16 protein-coding genes and 4 tRNA genes are annotated in these 20,517 nt (G+C 36.1%); 8 read left to right on the forward strand and 12 right to left on the reverse strand.

Translation table 11 applies throughout. From position 1 onward, the window contains the following. Positions 1-212 precede the first annotated feature (212 nt). On the forward strand, positions 213-2,018 hold the full coding sequence (locus tag WAA15_RS01770) for a M61 family metallopeptidase (RefSeq protein WP_337040655.1): 1,806 nt from the start codon (positions 213-215) through the stop codon (positions 2,016-2,018). A gap of 70 nt (positions 2,019-2,088) precedes the next feature. On the opposite strand, the gene WAA15_RS01775 is transcribed toward WAA15_RS01770, so the two are convergent. Continuing rightward, positions 2,089-2,331 carry a hypothetical protein gene (locus tag WAA15_RS01775; RefSeq protein ID WP_337040656.1) on the reverse strand — a complete coding sequence of 81 codons (243 nt, stop codon included), beginning with the start codon at positions 2,329-2,331 and terminating at the stop codon, positions 2,089-2,091. Between the two features lie 103 nt (positions 2,332-2,434). On the opposite strand from WAA15_RS01775, the gene WAA15_RS01780 reads away from it, so the two are divergent. Then, positions 2,435-3,481 (forward strand): tetratricopeptide repeat protein, encoded by a 1,047-nt coding sequence (locus WAA15_RS01780; protein WP_337040657.1) that lies wholly within the window; start codon positions 2,435-2,437, stop codon positions 3,479-3,481. Here the strand turns inward: WAA15_RS01780 and menD are convergent. The 8 genes from menD to WAA15_RS01820 all read right to left on the reverse strand — a co-directional run bounded on the left by menD (position 3,461) and on the right by WAA15_RS01820 (position 9,709). Further along, positions 3,461-5,188: a 2-succinyl-5-enolpyruvyl-6-hydroxy-3-cyclohexene-1-carboxylic-acid synthase gene (gene menD / locus WAA15_RS01785; RefSeq protein WP_337040658.1), complete on the reverse strand. Its 1,728-nt coding sequence runs from the start codon at positions 5,186-5,188 to the stop codon at positions 3,461-3,463. The genes WAA15_RS01780 and menD overlap by 21 nt on opposite strands. Positions 5,189-5,254: 66 nt before the next feature. Continuing rightward, positions 5,255-6,118, reverse strand: a complete 864-nt coding sequence (locus WAA15_RS01790) for a sigma-70 family RNA polymerase sigma factor (RefSeq protein WP_101725972.1) — start codon at positions 6,116-6,118, stop codon at positions 5,255-5,257. Between the two features lie 189 nt (positions 6,119-6,307). Further along, complete coding sequence (gene pnp, locus WAA15_RS01795; RefSeq protein ID WP_337040661.1) at positions 6,308-8,437, reverse strand: polyribonucleotide nucleotidyltransferase; 2,130 nt, start codon at positions 8,435-8,437, stop codon at positions 6,308-6,310. Positions 8,438-8,622: 185 nt separating this feature from the next. After that, positions 8,623-8,898 carry a 30S ribosomal protein S15 gene (gene rpsO, locus WAA15_RS01800; protein ID WP_337040662.1) on the reverse strand — a complete coding sequence of 92 codons (276 nt, stop codon included), beginning with the start codon at positions 8,896-8,898 and terminating at the stop codon, positions 8,623-8,625. A 171-nt stretch (positions 8,899-9,069) separates the two neighbouring features. Further along, positions 9,070-9,153 (reverse strand) — tRNA-Leu (locus tag WAA15_RS01805). A 219-nt stretch (positions 9,154-9,372) separates the two neighbouring features. After that, positions 9,373-9,445 (reverse strand) — tRNA-Lys (locus WAA15_RS01810). 59 nt (positions 9,446-9,504) lie between these two features. Then, positions 9,505-9,577: transfer RNA gene (locus WAA15_RS01815), tRNA-Lys, on the reverse strand. Between the two features lie 59 nt (positions 9,578-9,636). Beyond that, positions 9,637-9,709 (reverse strand) — tRNA-Lys (locus tag WAA15_RS01820). Positions 9,710-9,951: 242 nt separating this feature from the next. On the opposite strand from WAA15_RS01820, the gene WAA15_RS01825 reads away from it, so the two are divergent. Next, positions 9,952-10,578 (forward strand): SH3 domain-containing protein, encoded by a 627-nt coding sequence (locus WAA15_RS01825; protein ID WP_337040663.1) that lies wholly within the window; start codon positions 9,952-9,954, stop codon positions 10,576-10,578. On the opposite strand, the gene WAA15_RS01830 is transcribed toward WAA15_RS01825, so the two are convergent. Continuing rightward, positions 10,575-12,770 carry a gliding motility-associated C-terminal domain-containing protein gene (locus WAA15_RS01830; RefSeq protein ID WP_337040664.1) on the reverse strand — a complete coding sequence of 732 codons (2,196 nt, stop codon included), beginning with the start codon at positions 12,768-12,770 and terminating at the stop codon, positions 10,575-10,577. The genes WAA15_RS01825 and WAA15_RS01830 overlap by 4 nt on opposite strands. Before the next feature lie 137 nt (positions 12,771-12,907). Here WAA15_RS01830 and rlmD point away from each other — a divergent pair, with 137 nt between their 5' ends. Beyond that, positions 12,908-14,320 carry a 23S rRNA (uracil(1939)-C(5))-methyltransferase RlmD gene (rlmD, locus tag WAA15_RS01835; protein ID WP_337040665.1) on the forward strand — a complete coding sequence of 471 codons (1,413 nt, stop codon included), beginning with the start codon at positions 12,908-12,910 and terminating at the stop codon, positions 14,318-14,320. A 101-nt stretch (positions 14,321-14,421) separates the two neighbouring features. Here the strand turns inward: rlmD and dnaB are convergent, their stop codons facing one another. Beyond that, positions 14,422-16,041, reverse strand: coding sequence for a replicative DNA helicase (dnaB, locus tag WAA15_RS01840; RefSeq protein WP_442892737.1), 1,620 nt, complete (start codon positions 16,039-16,041; stop codon positions 14,422-14,424). 345 nt (positions 16,042-16,386) lie between these two features. Between dnaB and WAA15_RS01845 the strand changes: the two genes are divergently transcribed. From WAA15_RS01845 to WAA15_RS01855, 3 genes are all read left to right on the forward strand, one after another. Continuing rightward, positions 16,387-17,334: a PhoH family protein gene (locus tag WAA15_RS01845; RefSeq protein WP_337040667.1), complete on the forward strand. Its 948-nt coding sequence runs from the start codon at positions 16,387-16,389 to the stop codon at positions 17,332-17,334. Positions 17,335-17,391: 57 nt separating this feature from the next. After that, positions 17,392-18,681, forward strand: a complete 1,290-nt coding sequence (locus WAA15_RS01850) for a M43 family zinc metalloprotease (protein ID WP_337040668.1) — start codon at positions 17,392-17,394, stop codon at positions 18,679-18,681. Between the two features lie 118 nt (positions 18,682-18,799). After that, positions 18,800-19,273, forward strand: coding sequence for a deoxycytidylate deaminase (locus WAA15_RS01855; RefSeq protein ID WP_337040670.1), 474 nt, complete (start codon positions 18,800-18,802; stop codon positions 19,271-19,273). Here WAA15_RS01855 and WAA15_RS01860 read toward each other — a convergent pair. Then, positions 19,270-19,782 carry an FKBP-type peptidyl-prolyl cis-trans isomerase gene (locus WAA15_RS01860; RefSeq protein ID WP_337040672.1) on the reverse strand — a complete coding sequence of 171 codons (513 nt, stop codon included), beginning with the start codon at positions 19,780-19,782 and terminating at the stop codon, positions 19,270-19,272. The genes WAA15_RS01855 and WAA15_RS01860 overlap by 4 nt on opposite strands. A gap of 98 nt (positions 19,783-19,880) precedes the next feature. Between WAA15_RS01860 and WAA15_RS01865 the strand changes: the two genes are divergently transcribed. Further along, positions 19,881-20,516 carry an acyl carrier protein phosphodiesterase gene (locus WAA15_RS01865; RefSeq protein ID WP_337040673.1) on the forward strand — a complete coding sequence of 212 codons (636 nt, stop codon included), beginning with the start codon at positions 19,881-19,883 and terminating at the stop codon, positions 20,514-20,516. Position 20,517: the final 1 nt, after the last annotated feature.

The raw sequence follows: 20,517 nt of genomic DNA on the forward strand, positions 1-20,517 counted from the left end.
GTTAGTAATATTGAGTATAAAAGCACTTAAGCCACTTTGAATCAAAGGTAGCTATTGATTATAAAAATAAACAATCTAAAAGATAAAAGTTTAAATCAAACAGAATGCCATTTTTGGTAAAGAAGAAAAAATGAGGTAATTTCAAGCAAAAAACGTTTTTCTCAAAAAAAAATTGTTTCAATACATCAGCAAATCATTTAACCAACGGCAAAATGAAAAAAAAAGTCTTTATCTACTATTTTCTACTTTTATCATTTTCGTTTGTAAGCCTTAAGGCTCAAACAACCAGCATTAACTATGGACTGTCGATGAGTGAACCGTGGACACACTACTTCGAGGTTTCAATGACTGTGAGTAATATTCTCAAAACCAAAGAACTCACTCAAAAGGAATTTATTGATTTTAAAATGCCAGTTTGGACACCCGGCTCTTATCTTGTCAGAGAATATGCCAAAAACGTTGAAGGCTTCGAAGCAACAGCCGGTGCAAAGAAAGTAAAGGCTGATAAAATCAATAAAAATACATGGCGTGTATATTCCAATGGTGCTAATGATGTAACCATAAGATACAAAGTATATGCTTATGAGCTTAGTGTTAGAACTAGTTTTTTAGATGACACACACGGGTACCTGAACGGGGCAAGTATGTTTATGTATGTGCCTCAACTGAAAAAGTTTCCTTCTAGAGTAAGTATTAATCCATACAAAGGTTGGACTTCAATATCAACTGGATTAAAAAAAGTTACTGATGCTGAAAATACTTATCTAGCCACTGATTATGATATTCTGGTTGATAGCCCGATTGAGATTGGAACCCATAAAGTTTTAAACTTCCAGATACAGAATATTCCGCATTCGGTGGCCATGTATAGCAATGGTCCGCTCGAATATAATGAAGATAAAGTGATTGATGCCTACAAAAAAGTTACAGAAGCGGCTGCAAGTGTTGTAGGTGAGCATCCCTGCAAAGACTATACGTTTATCATACATCATTTACCCGGTATTGGTGGAGGGCTTGAGCATCTTAACTCTACAACTTGCCAGACTTCTCCGGGTGCATACATGACAGATGGTAGCTTAAAAGGCTTTTTTGGACTTATAGCTCATGAATATTTTCATCTTTGGAATGTAAAAAGAATCAGACCTATTGCGTTAGGACCTTTCGATTATGACACCGAGAATTATACTCACATGCTGTGGGTTGCCGAGGGTTTTACATCATTTTATCAGGAAAATATTTTACTCAGAGCAGGTATTTTAAGCCCCGAAGAATATCAGAATAAAGTTGCAGCTTCTATAAGTGGGATAGAAAATCAGCCCGGACAGAAAGTACAATCAGTAGCAGAGTCGAGCTGGGATGCCTGGATAAAGTATTATCGTCCGAATGAGAACTCTCAGAATAGTACAATTTCTTATTACAATAAAGGAGGTGTAATTGGTGGCTTATTAAATCTGTTTATTATTGGTGAAACAAAAGGAAAGAAGAATCTGGATGATGTTTTTAAACTTCTATGGAATGAGTATTATAAAAAACAAGGGCGGGGATATAAAGATGAGGAGTTTCAGGCTGCTTGTGAAAAAATTGCTGGAAAAAGCATGGATTCATTTTTTCAGAAATATATCTGGAATACTGAAGCCATTGACTATGATGCTTTCTTTAGTTATGTTGGCGTTAAAACAGTAAAGGAGTATGACACAAAAACTCCGTTTTTAGGTGCTACAATCTATAATAACAAGATAACATCTGTTTTAAAAGGTGCATCTGCTTATAATAGTGGATTAAATGTAAATGACGAAATTCTGGAAATTGATGGGATGAAATACCCTGTTAGTAGCAGCTATATCACCGAAAAACAAGTTGGTGATATTATTAAAGTAAAAGTTAAAAGATTTGGTCGTGAGTTTTCTTACGATGTTAAGCTTACTGCAAACCCATCAGTAAGGATAAAACTTGAAAGAGTTCAGAACCCAACTACCGAACAAGAAGAGTTGTACAAAAAATGGCTTTTTATAAAATAAATATTTTTACTTATATTAAAAAAGTACAATTAATGAAGGGCCAGTAAATTATATTTACTGGCCCTTCATATTAATCTACTGAATCAAGAATTAACTCAAAATCTTCTGCCATTTCTTTAAAACGCTTTATTACTTTCTCCATAAAGGCGTCTCCAAGCATCTCTTCAATTTCATCTTCACCTGAAATATCATATTCATTAACTTTGTATGTTTGTTCATACAACCCTGCTTCAAACTTTATAATATACTTATTATTCCAAGCATAAAGAGAGGCTTTACAAAAATTATTCGGAATTTCTTTAATAAATTTCATTGTTGTCTATGAAGTATATGATTTATGATACAATTTTACATAAGATTTGTGTATTGAGGAAATAATTTTAAAAAAATCGTTAACTACATAACAAAAATAAAGTATGTATAAAAATAATAATACTTTTAATACTTTAATTAAAATATTTACTTTTTTAACTTTTATTGTAAGTGCTAGCTCATGTTCTAGGAATAAGAAAGACAGTGAACTTTTTTTTATTCAAGGGAATGTTGCATATAAAAAAGGAGACTACAATAAAGCAATTGAATATTTTACAGAAGCGATAGAAAAAACACCTGAATTTGCAGATGCTTATAATAATAGAGGTACTGCTCGATTAGCTCTGGAAGATACAGACGGTGCAATTGCTGATTTTGAAAAAGCTATTTCTCTAGACTCAGATTTTATACTGGCAAAATATAACTTGGCCGAAATACTTTCAAATACCGATAGGCTAGATGAATCATTTAGCTTACTTAACACGATTCAGAAAAACTACAAGGATTCATCTTTCTATTTTGTAACGCTTAGTAATATTCTTATTTTAAAAAATAAATTTCCAGAAGCAACGCAGGCTTTACAGAAAGCATTAGTTCTTGATAAAAATAATGATAAGGCTTTAACGAATCTTGGTGTTGTAAAATATCAGGAGCAAAACTTTAAAGAAGCTAAAATGTATTTTGAAAAAGCAATTACCCTAAACCCTAAACAAGATTATGCCCTTAATAATCTGAGTATGGTTTACGCACAGGAAGATAATTACAATAAAGCTCTTGAACTTGTTGACCAAGCACTTGCATTAAAGAAAAGCCCTTTATACGAAAACAATAAGGCTTACTATTTACTAAACACAAATGAGCTTGCAAATGGTAAGGATATCATTTTAAAGCTTTTAGAAAAAAATCCTAACAATGCCTGGGCTTTAAGAAATATGGGTGTATACGAATTATTAAATAAAAACTTTCCCAAAGCACTTGAAAACCTGACTAAAGCAGACCAGCTAGACCCAACAGTTGAACTCCTCAACTATTATTTAGGACTAAGCTATTATAATTCTGGAAATGCAATCAAGGCTTGTGAACATTGGAGAATCGGGCAAAAATTAAATGAAGAGAAGTCTGCAAAAAAATTAACTGAGATTTGTAAATAGTTTTTTATAATCTCTGAAAACTTGAGTACTTAATTCTCCATCAAGTATAATTTCTAAAAGTTTGGGAGTACTACTATCTTCAAAAAAGGCAGCTAGTGCTTCCACAAGATCAACTTCATTCTTTATCTCAAAATATTCTACCCCTGCATCCTGACAAATATTTCTTGCAGTATAAGTCTGAGATGTAACAAAATAATCGTTTAGTTCTGGTTGTTTATTTGGTCCATCGATAATTCTAAAAATATTACCGCCTTGATTATTTAACAGAATAATCCTAAGGTTAGCAGGTAAGTACCTGTTCCACAAAGCATTTCTATCATAAAAAAAGGAAACATCTCCAATAAGGCACGTAACAATTTTATTTGTTGCTAAAGCATTGCCAACAGCCGAACTTAAGATGCCATCAATGCCACTTGTACCTCTATTGGCAAAAACTTCAATATTTTTATGCGCTGAGAATCCAATGAGATTTGAATATCTGACGGGCATACTGTTTCCAAGGTGAAATATCGAATTCTCAGGCAGTTTGTCAAGTATATTTTCTACTGTTTTAAACTCACAAAAAGGTTGAATTTTTAAAAAATGGCGTAATTTAACCTTATATTCATTATTAGTGGTCTGCCAAAGGTTAAAATATGCATTATCATCTTCTTCAAAGTCACCTTCCTTAAAATGAATTATATCTAAATCGGTCAATAAAGTTTCAAAGAAATATTCATCCGAAACTTCAATTTTATGAGTTAAGGTCTGGAACGGGTCAATTAATTCTGGATTTTCTTGTATATGGTAATGATAACGTGGTTGGTACCTACGGATAAACTGCTTCAAGTTTTTTGAAATAACAGACATTCCACAGGTAATAATTAGGTCAGGTGCAAGTGCTGACAATAAATTTTCGTCTTTTGATGAAAGAAAAATATCATGAGCCGTAATAACATTCTCAAAATGAACATTTGAAATAATGTCACTCAAAACTGGAATTGAAAACTCATCAGATATACTCTTGAGCAATTCATTTAATTTACTACTTTTATGCTGGCCTACAATAATGAGTTTCTTGCTACTATTATGCCATACCTCATAGAAATTTTCAAAAAAATTGGGTGAAACCTTTTTTTCAAAAATTACATTCTCAATAATTCTAACATGCTGATTAAATTGTACAACTTCTGTCTCGGTTGGGTAAAATGGTTCTCTTATCGGCACATTCACATGAACAGGGCCTTTAGGCTGAGCTTGTGATAGATTAATGGCTTCATTTATAATACGCTCTATTTGCCATACAGCATCAGGGTGAGAAAAATCAGATGGAAGATTAAAACTTTTTTTAATATTTTTACCAAAAATATTATCCTGATAAATTGTCTGCCCATCATATTGATGAATCCATTCCGCTGGTCTGTCTGCAGTGAGTACTAACAGCGGAATTTCCTGAAAATATGCTTCAGCCACAGCAGGTGCAAAGTTATAAACAGCAGTACCGGAGGTACATACTAAAGAGACACATTCACCAGTAGCTTGTGCAATACCTAAACCTATAAAACCTGCCGAGCGTTCATCGCTTATACTATACGTACGAATATCAGGATGGCGAACCATTGAAATGGTGAGTGCAGCACTTCTTGAACCAGGGCAAAGGATTGCGGTTTTTACATTTTTCTTTGCACAAATTTCAGCAATATTATGGATTGGAGGTAAAATAGCCATTTTATTCTACAAAAAAAGGTACGAAAATCGCACCTTTTGTTAATATATTTTATTCAGTAATATATTTTATCCTAAATAAGCCTTAAGAGCTTTACTTCTTGAGGTCTGACGCAAACGGCGAATTGCTTTTTCTTTAATCTGACGCACACGCTCACGAGTCAGGTTAAATTTCTCGCCAATCTCTTCAAGGGTCATGGCTTGTTCTCCGTTTAGTCCGAAATAATAAGTTATTACTTCTGCTTCGCGTTGCGTAAGTGTTGATAATGCTCTCATTACTTCTCTACGAAGGGAGTCATTAATTAAACCTTGATCAGGTTTTTCTTCACTATCATTCTCTAAAACGTCAAGCAAACTATTTTCTTCACCTTGTACGAAAGGTGCATCAACAGATACGTGGCGGCCAGAAATTTTAAGTGTATCAATTACTTCAGCAGCAGTAATTTCCAAAACCTCAGCTAATTCTTCAGGTGAAGGCTCTCTTTCAAACTTTTGCTCAAGGTCTGAAAAAGTTTTGGAAATTTTGTTTAATGAACCTACACGGTTAAGTGGTAGACGGACAATACGTGATTGCTCGGCTAAAGCCTGCAAAATCGATTGGCGAATCCACCAAACAGCATAAGATATGAATTTAAAACCGCGGGTTTCGTCAAATCTTTGGGCAGCTTTAATTAAACCAAGGTTTCCTTCATTAATTAAATCACCTAATGATAAACCCTGATTCTGGTATTGTTTTGCAACAGAAACCACAAAACGTAAGTTTGCTTTGGTTAAGCGTTCCAACGAAAGTTGGTCTCCGTCACGGATTTTTTGAGCGAGTATTACTTCCTCATCAGGAGTCAGCAAATCAACCTTTCCAATTTCTTGTAAATATTTATCAAGAGACTGACTCTCCCGATTGGTAATTTGCTTACTAATTTTTAGCTGGCGCATATTAAGTCAGTGAACAGTTTTGTTGAAGAGCTTTAATAGTAACTTTGCTTAAAGGTAGTTAATAAAACTCCGAAAACCTATTTCTTTATTAACGTAAAAATTCTGTTTTATTCTTTTAATGATGAACAATTAAATTTTGTTAACGGTTCGGTACCTTTCAAAGATTTAACTGTTCATCCAATATCAGGCTTATTGCTTTTGTGGTTTAGGCAAAAGCACTTTTCTCGAAAGTCTGAACTTACCAGTTTTAGGGTCAATTTCAAGAAGTTTTACTTGCAGTTCTTCTCCAATTTCCAAAACGCCATCCATGCTTGGTAAACGTTCCCATGAAATCTCAGAAATATGTAGTAACCCTTCTTTACCCGGTAGGAATTCAACAAAAGCACCAAATGGTTGAATTGATTTTACTTTGGCATCGTAAACCTGTCCAACTTCTGGTTGAGCTACAATACCGTAAACTCTTTTCTTGGCTTTTTCCATGCTCTCACCATTTGAAGAGAAAATGGAAACATATCCTTTTCCTTCTTTTTCTTCAATTGTAATGGTAGCACCTGATTCTCTTTGGATTTCCTGAACTACTTTTCCGCCAGGTCCGATAACTGCACCTATAAATTCTTTCTCAATTACAATAGTGAAAGCTCTTGGAGTATGCGGTTTCAAGTCTGGTCTTGGCTGTGCAAGCGTTGCTTTCATTTTTTGTAAAATATGAATACGCCCTTGTTTAGCCTGTTGCAATGCTTGTTCCAGAATTTCAAAGGATAAACCTCCGATTTTAATATCCATCTGGCAAGCAGTAATGCCATCTTCTGTACCAGTCACTTTGAAGTCCATATCACCCAAGTGGTCTTCATCACCTAGAATATCAGACAATACAGCCCATTTACCAGTTTCATTATTGGTAATTAAACCCATAGCGATACCTGAGATTGGAGCTTTGATAGGTACACCGGCATCCATCAACGCCAAGCAGCCTGCACAAACAGTTGCCATTGAAGAAGAACCGTTCGATTCCAGAATATCAGAAACCACACGAATTGTGTATGGGTTTTCAGTATCAGGTGGAAGAACTTTCTTCAATGAACGCATGGCTAAGTTTCCGTGACCAATTTCACGTCTTCCTGGGCCTCTGTTAGGTTTTACCTCGCCTGTTGAAAAACCAGGGAAGTTATAATGTAAGAAAAACTTGCTATATCCTGACATCATTACCTGATCCACAATCATTTCATCAAGCTTAGTACCTAAAGTAGCCGTAGTTAATGATTGTGTTTCGCCACGCGTGAAAAGTGCGGCTCCATGTGCAGAAGGCAAATAGTCAACTTCACATTCGATAGGTCTGATTTCATCAAGTTTACGTCCGTCTAGTCTTGTTCGTTCATCTAGAACCAGATTTCTCGAAGCATAATACTGAATATCACCGTAATAAGTTTTAGCCAAGCCTTTTTTCTCGGCTAGCTCTTCTTCAGACATAGAAGCCAAGAATTCATCCAGAATAACTCCGAATTTTTCTTTTCTTACTTCTTTCTGGTTATTTCCTTCACGGCAAACTGCGTAAACTTTGTCATATAACTCTTTGTACATACGTTCTCTTAGTTCTTCGTCATGTACTTCATGGTTATACTCTCTTTTTTGAGTTTTACCAAGTTCGGCTTCAAGCTCTTTTAAAGCTGCCACCTGAATTTTTATAGCAGCGTGAGCTTCTTTCAAAGCCTCAATCATTTCTTCTTCAGTACATTGTTCTGCTTCACCTTCCACCATAATGATGTTATCATAGGTAGCGGCCACAATTAAGTCCATGCTGGCTTTCTGAATCTCGGCAGATGTAGGGTTAATTACATATTTACCATCGATTTTTGCAACACGTACTTCTGAGATAGGCCCGTTAAAGGGAATATCAGAAACGGCTAAAGCACTTGACGCAGCAAGTGCAGCTAAAGCATCCGGTTGAACCTGAGGGTCAGCAGAAATCAAAATTACATTAACTTGTACTTCGGCATGGTAATTCTCAGGGAAAATAGGTCTTAAGGCGCGGTCAATTAAACGGCTTATTAGAATTTCGTTGTCTGATAAACGGCCTTCTCTACGTTGAAAACTTCCGGGGATTTTACCGGCAGAACCAAATTTTTCTTGATAGTCAACAGAAAGGGGTAAGAAGTCAGTGCCCTCTTTGTGTTCATGAGCTGCAACAACGGTGGCCAATAACATAGCATTACCTGCTCTTACTACAACCGAACCGTCGGCTTGTCTTGCTAATTTTCCTGTTTCAAGGGTAATCACTTTGCCATCAGGCATTTCGATGGTCTTGGAGTGAATGTTAAACATTTTTAGTTTAAGTGTTAAACCACGTTTCCGCTTTTGACGTGGTAATTTTCTATCCGAATTCGGCGGGGATACCTCAATGACTTTGTCTAAAATAATTGGCAAAGCCCTGAATCTATGTATAATACGTTAGTTAGCAGCAAAAGGTTATCAGAAAACACAAATATTTTCTGATAACCTGATAAAAATTACTTACGAATGCCTAAGTCAGCGATGATTGCTCTGTAACGGGCAATATCTTTCTTATACAAATAATCAAGCAAACGACGACGTTTACCTACAAGTTTCAATAAACCTGCTCTGGTAGAATAATCGTGTTTGTGAGATTTAAGATGCTCTGTAAGATGAGCGATACGATAAGTAAATAATGCAATCTGAGATTCTGCTGAACCTGTATCAGTTGCTTTTTTCTGGAAGCCTTTACCTGCAAAGATTTCTTCCTTTTTCTCCGTAGTTAAATACATTTGATGTTAACTTAGATTGATAATTTATTAAAACAATCGCAAAGATAATATTTTATTTTCAAAAAAAAGTGAAAATGCAAAAAATAAATGAGCAAATACGAAAAAAGCCTCTCTCAATACGGAAAGGCTTTTCGAATAACAAATGTTCAACTTAAACTTAATTCTTAAACGTGACGATGGCGAGACTCGAACTCGCATGGGCTAACGCCCACTACCCCCTCAAAGTAGCGTGTCTACCAATTCCACCACATCGCCATTTATGTTTGCAAAACTACGCAAGCGAAAAGATTATTCCAAATAATAGACTATTTTTTCAGCAAATATGGCTTATGAAATATGTCAGCTATTGAATTATGCTTTGCTTAATTTAGTTATTTTATGAGCGGCCCCATTTATGCGTACTTATACAAAACCACTCCGCTGTATAATACAAAAGCCTGCAAAATTTTGCAGGCTTTTTGGTTTTTAGTTTTGTGATCCCGCTGGGACTCGAACCCAGGACCCATACATTAAAAGTGTATTGCTCTACCAGCTGAGCTACGGAATCTTTCCTAAAGATTTTTTATCTACTCACTAAGAATAATAAAAGGTTTTGCTACGTTTTTGTGATCCCGCTGGGACTCGAACCCAGGACCCATACATTAAAAGTGTATTGCTCTACCAGCTGAGCTACGGAATCTTTCCTAAAGATTTTTTATCTACTCACTAAGAATAATAAAAGGTTTTGCTACGTTTTTGTGATCCCGCTGGGACTCGAACCCAGGACCCATACATTAAAAGTGTATTGCTCTACCAGCTGAGCTACGGAATCTTTTACTTAACAATTACGGAGTGCTTAGATTAAGAAACATAATTTTTCATTACTTTTGCTTTCTCAAACACCGGAAGTTTTGTCCCCCTTTTCCTGAATTGCGGTGCAAAACTACACTTTTTGACATTATGAAGCAAACATCCCTTTTAAAATTTCTAAAAAAAATTTTTATAATTTTTATCATTTTCACGCAAGCACCTGATACTCAGGCACAAAGAAAATTATATTTATCGGCAGATTCTTTGTTCAAACAAAAAAAATTTGATGAGGCTGCAAGCATTTATGAAAAAATTGCTTCTTCGTCGGCTACAATTAATCCGAAAATTTATTTGAAGCTAGCCAATATTTATGAAAATAAAGGAGACTTTGTAAAGGAATTATATTACCTGAATCTGTATTCTTTCAGATATGCCGACGAAAGAGTATTTGAAAAAATTTATACAATCGCAACTGAGAACGGATACAAAGGCTACGAAAAAAATGACCTGAATTATTTTTTATATTACTTCAGACAGTACTCAAATTATGTGTGGATTGTTTTTTTACTAATCGGTATATATGTTTTTGTGGTATTTATTATCAAGAAAAATAATCAGCAGTTTACACCAACCCACCATAAGGTAATATTTATTATTTATCTGATATTTCTGGCTGTTTTTATTAATCTGCCAAATAATTACCGTACAGTAATAATCAAAAACGAACAAGTTTACTTAAGAGATTACCCATCGGCTGGCTCTCATATTATTGGCAGTATCAGCGAAGGCCATAGGCTAAGCGTAATAAACTCAGAGGACATCTGGTATCAGGTGCTATGGGATGGAAAATTTTGCTACCTCAAACAAAGCGATGTTCTGCTGATTCATTAACGAACAAGATGTATAATGCCCTTATAGGTGTTATCAGTGAAGTATAAGGCGTATAAATACTCACCTGAGGGCTCTTTATCACCAAACCATTTAAAATCTCTCTCAGAGCTTAAAAAGATTGATTTTCCGTAGCGGTTATATATTTCAAATTTTATAAACTGGCGGTTACAATTGTCCTCAGGAATTGTCAGGCTAAAGAAATCGTTTATCCCATCACCGTTAGGCGTAAAGGTATTGTAGGGTTCCAAGAGCTTTTCAGAAGATACATTATTTTTTAAAACTAGCTTCAAAGCTAATGTATCTTGTTTCTGTTCACAGCTTTTATCGACAGATTTAAAGTTTACAATAAACTCTCTGGAGTCTTTACCTGCAAGCAAATAGCAAGTCGGGTTCCACGTAAAAATACTGTTTACTTTACCTATGCCTTCTTTATCATCAAACTTCATAAAAAAATTCTTAAACTCAAAACCCACAGGTGTGGCTGTAAGATTGAGCATTTCTTTATCGATATCAAGCGCATCAATATTAATTTTTACTTCCGTAGGCTCATTTGGCAATAATGTAATTTCTAACACATTGCTACTCAGGCTTGTACTAATAACTGGGGCATTGTTTTGCTTGGCTTCGATGCGTACCGGTACTGTATAGGTCGATTGATTACTTACACCACAGCGAAAATCTTTGGCTACAAAATCGAGGAAAACCTGTTTTTGTTTAATAGCTTCACAATTAGGAATAAATTTCAAAATAGAACTTACACTACCTACTCCCCGTTGACTAGGAAAAGTAAACCCCAGACTCCCTAAGGCAAAATTTCTACCTGTTCCCGAAAGCAACAGGGTATCGCGGTCAATATCATTACCAAAAACCTCAAACTCAAGCGTATCACCATACATAACCGAGGGTGTCTCAACAAGAGAAGTTGTAATAAACGGATTGTTATTATCGATATCTTCAAATAAAATTTTCATTCTGAAACTTTTATTCTGAGGAACAGGGCAACCATTGTCAATAATTCCAATCAGAAATTCAGCAGCCTGATTATTTTTAATGATAATACAGTCATCCAGACAAAAAGAAGTTTTCAGGGTATCTTTATTCTGAATAAGCACATTGGTTACAGCAGGAATATTTATTTTTTTAGTATCAAAATTAACTCCTTTAGCTGTAATTGTTACTTTTTGATTAATATCAGGGTCGGTATATAAAAGGTCAAAGCATCGTTTATCTCCTTTCTTTAATTGGATAGTTTCTCCATCTTTAAAAAAAGCCTTTGTGTCTTGGCTTCGAATCATCACTTGTGGTGGGTAATTTATCTTACAGTCAACTACTTTTAACTGAAAATCACGTTTTACTCTTCCAATCAACACTCCTTGCCTGTATTCGTTTACCATTACCGAGAAAACATACAGGCCTAGCTTACTAGGCTTGGCATAAAGCACGCCTGTTCGTGGGTCAATTCTGAGAGGAACTTCTCCGGGTATAACATTTTGTAATGATATACCCTCTTCCCAACTAGCCTCAGGATATTTGCTCGAACCAAAACTTTCAGGGCTTGGAAAACGAGAAGTAGAATACCCAATCCAAGGTGTGATGAGTTCATAAGCAAGGCTATCGGCGTCATCATCAGAGGCACTAAAATCCATTTCGAAATTCTGGTTAATACATAGGTAATCAGCTACAACTTCCTTAAAGTGTGGCGTTGAGTTTTTAATTTTAACCGAAGGGAACTCCGTATAAAATACCATTCCTACTTCGCTTGGATTTTTAATATTGGTTATGGTTGCGTTCCTACAACATCTTTCCCAAACAATAGCATAGCCGCCTGGGTCGCTAAAATTTGCATCAGCAAGATTTACATTTGCACTATATTTTATAAGCAGGGTTTGCAAATCGCCTTTGGCACAGGCGGGGTCAATATACTTGATATTCTCCCGATAAACACGCTGACAAATGGCTTCGCCTACTTTCACTAAATCCTTTTTTCTGATAAAAGACAATGTGATGCTAATATCCTCTGCAGCTGGTCTTCCATTAATTGCATCAAAATATAAATTAAGCGTTAATACATGAGTAGCTGTTCCGGTAGGCGTTTTAATTGGGGTAAGTTCTATTTCACCACCAACAATATGTGTTGCAAGCACTTCATAAGAGAAAAATAAAAAAGGAATGAAGTAAAGGTATTTTTTCATAAAAGGCAGAGTGTTTAGCTAGTTCAGGGTATGGCTATTGCTATGACGGAAAATGAGAAAAAAAGGTTGGGTTTTGAAGTTAAAGCTAAGTTAAATATTTTTGCAAAAAAAAACAGGCTTAAATTCAATAAAATACAATGACCAAAAACAAAACATTCATAATAGAAAGCATAGAGGTAGAAAATTTTGCAGCAGAAGGTAAATGTTTTGCAAGATACAACGGCCAGATAATTTTCATTGAAGGAAGCAATGTTTCGCCGGGTGATAAAGTAAAACTTTGGGTAAATAACAGAAAGAAAAATTATGCCGAAGCTAATGTACTCGAATTACTAGAGCCTTCGCCTAACAGAATAGCTCCGTTTTGCCAACACTTTGGCGTTTGCGGAGGTTGTAAATGGCAGCACATTCCTTATTCAGAACAGCTACAATTAAAATGGCAGCAAGTGAGCGACCAACTACATAGAATCGGAAAACTAGACTTACCGGTTATTTCTCCGATACTCGGTTCTGAGCATACACAGTTTTATAGAAATAAACTAGAGTTTACTTTTTCGAATAGCCGATGGTTTACCCGAGAAGAAGTAAACGATATAACAGACACCAACAAAAATGCGTTGGGTTTCCATGTGCCTAAACGATTTGAGAAAGTATTGCCTATTGAAAAATGTTATTTACAGAAAGACCCTTCTAATCAGATTCGATTGGCTTTGAGAGACTTCGCGAATCAGAACGGGTATTCTTATTATGACCATATTGCACATCAGGGCTTTTTAAGAAATATCATGATTAGAACATCTTCTACGGGAGATTTGATGGTAATGGTACAGTTTGCACAAGACAAACCAGATGAAATTAAAGCTGTATTGACACACCTGAAAAATAATTTTCCGGAAATTAGTTCTTTAAACTATGTATTGAACCAAAAAAGAAATGATACCTTTTTTGATTTAGAAGTCAATACCTTTTACGGAAAACCTTACATAGAAGAAAAAATGGAGGATTTAGTATTCCGAATCAGGCCAAAATCTTTCTATCAAACCAATTCAGAACAAGCATACGAGTTGTATAAAATTACAAGAGATTATGCCGATTTAACTGGCAATGAGTTTGTATATGATTTATATACAGGCACAGGTACCATAGCGAATTTCGTAGCCAAACAAGCCAGTAAGGTAATTGGTATTGAGTACGTAGAAGATGCTGTGGAAGACGCAAAAATTAACTCGCAGGTAAACAACATAACAAATACGGAGTTCTTTGCTGGTGATATGAGGAAATTCCTGACTCAAGATTTTATTGCCATGAAAGGGAAACCAGATGTTATTATAACAGACCCACCGCGTGCGGGTATGGATGAACCTGTAACCAAAACCATTCTGGAAGTAGCCCCTAAAAGAATTGTTTATGTGAGTTGTAATCCGGCCACTCAAGCCAGAGACTTGGCTATATTAAGCCAGAAATACCAGATTTTACAGGTTCAGCCAGTTGATATGTTTCCGCATACGCACCATGTTGAAAATGTAGCAAAGCTGGAATTGAGAGAAGCCTAATATAAATATTGGTGTAAATCGTTTATAAACGATTTACACCAATATTTATCTAAAGACTTAAGCTAGACTCGAAAAGGCAGAAACAATAAAATAAATACAAATCAGAAAGGAAATTCTTTCTCATCGTCGAGATTACGAGGCTGATTAGCTTTACTACCAAAGGTTATAGCACCACCTGCACCAGCATTAGGGCTTCCCCCACCCTGTTCAAAACTATCTAAGGCATTGGTTGTCGGAAATGGCTTAGGAGCATTAAAATCACTGAATCCTTCTTGAATTGGTGTATAGAACCCATCTAGGTCAGTGAATTTTGTATATTTACCTATAAATCTTAATCGAACTGTATCAACAGTACCACTACGGTTTTTTGCAATAATTACCTCACCAACACCAGTGGTTGGGTTTCCGTTTTCATCCTGTGTAATCTTATAGTATTCAGGACGATACAAAAACATTACCATGTCGGCATCTTGCTCAATAGACCCAGACTCGCGCAAGTCAGACAACTGCGGGCGTTTGTCACCTCCACGGGTTTCTACGGCACGACTTAACTGAGAAAGAGCTATCACGGGTACATTTATTTCTTTGGCAAGATTTTTCAACGAACGTGAAATAGTAGCAATTTCCTGCTCACGGTTACCACTTTTACCGCCGCCTACTTCGGCTGTCATAAGTTGGAGGTAATCAATAATAACCAGCCCAATATCAAACTGAGCCTTTAAACGGCGGCATTTAGCTCTTAATTCAAGCACAGATAAAGCCGGAGTATCATCTATATAAATAGGTGCTTTTGATAAACGGTCAATTCTGTGGTGCAGTTGCTGCCATTCATGATTTTCGAGGGTTCCTTTTCTAAGTTTTTCACTATCAATTTCAGCTTCTGCTGAAATCATCCGTAGCATTAGCTGCGTTGATGACATCTCTAATGAAAAAATAGCAACAGGGGTATTCCACTCAACGGCAGCGTTACGCATGGCAGACACCACAAAAGCGGTTTTCCCCATGGCAGGCCGCGCAGCAATAATAACTAATTCAGTATTTTGCCAGCCGCTGGTAATTCGGTCAAGCTCCGTAAAACCACTGGCAACACCTGTTAAGCCATCTTTATTATTTTTCTTTTTCTCAAGTTCTTCGATGGTAGCACGCATAATTGCGCTTGCATCGGCATAGCTTTTCCTGATATTTCGTTCCGAAATCTCAAAAAAAGTTTGCTCAGTTCTATCTAAAAGATTAAATACATCGGTAGTTTCTTCAAAAGCATCGCGTAGAATATCACCCGCTACCCGAATCATATCCCGTTTAATAGCAGCCTGCGAAATGATACGGGCATGCCATTCGATATTCGATGCTGAATTGACTTTACTAGTAAGGCGTGCCAGATACTGAGCCCCACCTATAAATTCTAATTCACCCATCGACCTTAACTGTGCTGTAACAGTTAGCAAGTCGATCGGTTCAGATTTGCCAAAAAGCTGAAGAATTGCATTATAAATACGCTGATGCGCCTCTTTGTAAAAACTAGCAGGTTGCAGAATATCTACAACTGTTGTGAGCGCATCTTTTTCAATCATTAAAGCACCCAACACGGCCTCCTCCAGCTCAATAGCCTGAGGCGGTAATTTACCTGATTCACTACGCACAGTTTCAAGAAAAAGATTTTTACCAAATCCTCTTTGGTTTGCGTTTCGGTTTAATTGATTATTTGGGTACATTTGTTCCATAATATTAATGCAATGTTAAGAAAAAATACTTTTACATAAAACAAAGCCTTAATTTTAGCATGAATCTGTTAAAGCCTAAACGGTTGATTATCAATGAAAACCTTTGTTATCGTTAATTTTTTGTGGAAAAAACATTAGATATTGTGAATAATTTTTGATTTTTGGATAAGAATTAAAAGTATAAGTTTGGTTTGCATTAAAAAGTTTTCAAGTACCACTTGTTATAGTTTTAGAGAAGTAAATAAAGCACATTCAGGATATAGACTAAAAAACTAAATCTTAGTCTGAATTGTTATGTAATATACATATTTATTCAATACACATTAACCAAATTCATTAAGTATTTTGACAGAAAAAGTTTTCACATTAGACGAAATCTCATTGATTGATTTTCTCGGAGTAGAAAATAGTAATATCAAAGCAGTAGCAGCGGCCTTTCCAGAGAGCAAGATTATTTCGAGGGGAAACCAGATATTAATTAAAGGGAATAATACAGAAATAAACAAAATTTCAGATATTCTTGAGTCATTGCTTGAACACTACCAGAAATACGGTCGTTTGAGCAACGAACAAGTTAAAAACTATATCCAGCAAGACATCGAATCGGCTAATCATGAAGCCGTTGACGACGACGTAATTCTCTATGGCACCAAAGGTGTAGTAGTAAGAGCAAAAACAGCTAATCAGAAAAAAATGATTGAAGCTGCCAGAAATCATGACATCGTTTTTGCCACAGGGCCAGCAGGTACAGGAAAAACTTACACAGCGGTAGCTTTGGCGGTTAAAGCCCTTAAAGATAAAGAGGTAAAAAAAATAATTATTACTCGCCCAGCCGTTGAAGCAGGCGAGAATCTGGGTTTTTTACCGGGAGATTTAAAAGAAAAAATTGACCCTTATTTAAGGCCCATCTATGACGCACTTGATGATATGATTCAAGCAGAAAAACTAAAGTTTTATATCGAGAATCGTACCATTGAAATTGCGCCATTAGCCTACATGAGAGGTAGAACCCTCAACAACGCATTTATTTTGCTCGATGAGGCACAAAATACCACACCCATGCAAATAAAAATGTTTCTGACACGTATGGGGCCTCTTTCAAAAACAATCATTACTGGCGATAAAACACAGATAGACTTACCCAAAAACCAGAAATCAGGTTTGGCTGATGCCCTTGAAATTCTTAAAAATATTAGCGGTATTGGCTTTGTGGAACTAGACGGGCGTGATGTAGTTCGTCATAGACTGGTAAGAGATATTCTTAATGCCTACGAAAAAGCAGAGAGTAAATAGTATACTTAAATTAAAAAACGTTGCAACCATACGTCAGTCGTAATTCGTCTTGTTGGTATGAAAAAAAGTTTATATTTTACTCCGCTTCTGGTCTTGATTTGCCTTCAGGTATTGGCACAAAAAAAACATTTTTGTGCCAATGCTGCCAGAGATTCCATCAAATTACTGGAGTCGCCTGCTCGTGCAGTCAGAAAAATGAAATTTGAAGAAATGATGCAGAATTATCTTGCAGCAGAAAATAATCGCGGACGAGCAGCGGCCCTTGATGAAGTTATCAGGATTCCTGTGGTTGTCCACATTATTCATAACCAGCAAGATAATGCTATTAAGGGTAATAATATTCCTGATGAACAGATATTCTCTCAGATAAAAGTAATGAATGAAGATTACCGACGAAAAGATGGAACAATGGGGTATAATAACAGCCCAATTGGTGCTGATACCCAAATTGAGTTTTTTCTGGCTACCATTGACCCTAAAGGAGACCCAACAAACGGAATTACGCGCAATTATAGTGCAACAACTGACTACAATTTAGTAAACGATGCCGATAGGCAAAGGCTTTCAAACTTATCATACTGGGATAGCAACAAATACCTCAATATCTGGGTTGCAACTTTCAGAACGCCTTATATCGGCTATGCTGAATTTCCTTATGCTGAAACTATTGATGGATTAAGTGACGATACGGGTGAAAGCCTTGATGGTGCTTTTATTGATTATCGTGTTTTTGGAAAGAAAAGTGGCACAAACAAGGATGGGCTATATAGTTTTGGGCGTACAACTACACATGAAGTGGGTCATTGGCTTGGCTTGATTCATACTTGGGGTGACGAACGTTGCGGAACCGACTACGTGGAAGACACTCCCCCTGCTGCTGGTTCAAATAGCACTGCATTTTGTAAAGATATTTTTTCAACCTGTTTTGGAACACGCACAAGAAACCTGATTGAAGATTACATGGATTATTCGCCTGACTCATGTATGAATATTTTTACCGAAGGCCAAAAACAACGCATGAGGGCTGTTCTTGAATTAAGCCAGCGCAGAAAAAGGGTAGTTAACTATGCTAAATTTCAGCTTCCCCCATCTCAAACACTTAATGTAAGTGTTTTACCTAATCCAACAACCAAAGACAACATTCAGGTGAGAGTTTTATTACCCGACTTTCAGGATTTTACAATTACACTAACTGATATGCTTGGCAGGAGCATCTACAAAGAATCATTTGCTGATTATCCAAGCACAATTGTAACCCTAAAAACTTATGACCTCCCCCCTGGCAACTATCTCATGAACGTTGTTTCAAAACAAGAGCGAGTTGTTAAGCGGATAGCCGTCTTATAGCAACATATCAATCAAAAAAACATCTTACCATAAATAGGTTCTCGTATTTTAGAATTAGCTTTGCCTGTTCGTTCTTAACATTACTAACACCCTAAAAAGGCATTCAAAAAAAGCTAAAATGGAAAAACTTGTTAATAGCAAGCCAAATTTTGATGAAATATTTATGGACTTGGCCAAGAATCTGGCTCAACGTTCACATTGTGTAAAAGCACAGGTTGGAGCAGTTCTGGCAAAAGATACAAGAATCATTTCTATTGGTTATAATGGCCCGCCATCTGGCACACAGAACTGTGATGAAGATTTTCCGAATGAGGGCTGCCCGCGAGATTCAAAAGGAAGCTGTTCTCTGGCATTACATGCCGAGCAAAATGCAATTTTGTATGCCTCAAAAAACGGAGCTAATCTTGAAGGTTCAACGCTGTATGTAACTCTTTCGCCTTGCATTGCTTGTGCCAGGGTTATTTTTACAATGAAAATTAAAAAGGTAGTCTATTTAGAATCTTACGCTAAATACAAAGGCATACCTACCGACGAAGGCGTCGAGTTCTTAAAGAAATTCGGAATTGAAGTAGTTGAATTTGGGTGTAATTAATGAATTACACCCCCATGACCATGCACATGACCGTGCGCTATTTCATCAGGATTTGCATTTCTGATAGCAAGAACTTTGCCGTTAAAATGCAAAGTTTCACCAGCTAGCGGGTGATTAAAATCAAGTGTTACATACTCTAGCGTAACTTCTACCACCCTTCCATTCATACGGTGTCCTTCTTCATTAGAAAACGGAATGTAATTTCCGATTTCGAGCATTCCTTCCGGCACTTTTCCTTCTTCAATTTTAAAGTTTTCTATCGGAAAATCCACAATTGCTTCAATGTCAACATCACCATAACCTTCATCTGAACTTATCGAAAAGTCAAAAGTATCACCAATACTTAATCCTAGCAGATTTCTTTCAAAGGCTTCTGGTAATCCACTCATCCCATGAATAAACACAATTGGGTCGTTTTCGTCAGACACCTCTATTATTTCACGCTCATCACCTTCACCAACCGATAATTCGTAGACTGCTGTAACTACTTTTCTTGCTTCAACTTTCATAGTATTTAAACTTTAGGGATAAATGTATGTAATTTTGAATATTTGATTATTCTTATTTTATAACTTTGTCGCAAACGTACAAATTCTATCTTTTATAAATGAATTTTTTAGCACATTTATTTCTATCAGGCGATAATGAAGAAATTTTAGTTGGAAATCTGTTAGAAGATTTTGTGGTAGGTAGAATTGAACATCCACGCAACCAACATTTTTCAGAAAACATCAAGAATGGTATTCTATTACACAGGCTCATTGATAGTTTTACTGACACACATTCAACAGTAAGTACCTGCAAAACTGTACTCTATCAGAATTACCATAAATACGCAGCAGTTGTCATAGACATTTATTTTGACCATTATTTATCAAAACACTGGTATAGTTATTCAACTGAACCTTTCGACAGTTTCAGGAAGCGGGTCCATGAGGCATTTATCAAGCATTGGACCATTTTACCTGAAAAGATGAAACCCATGATTGAGTCAATGATTAAACACGATTGGCTAAAAAATTATGGTGAACTATGGGGCATTGAAAGGTCGTTAGCAGGCATTGCCAAGAGAACGGCGTTTAAATCAAACATGGAAAATGCTGTTGAGGATATGAAGGCACATTATGATTTTTTTGACGAAAATTTTAAAATCTTTTTCCCAGAAATTATTCGTGTTTGTACTGATTTCCTGACTGATAAAAACTACACCCATCAACATATTATTGTATCAAATAAAAGCTAGA

The sequence above is a fragment of the Emticicia sp. 17c genome (genome assembly GCF_037153985.1).
Taxonomy (GTDB): domain Bacteria; phylum Bacteroidota; class Bacteroidia; order Cytophagales; family Spirosomataceae; genus Emticicia.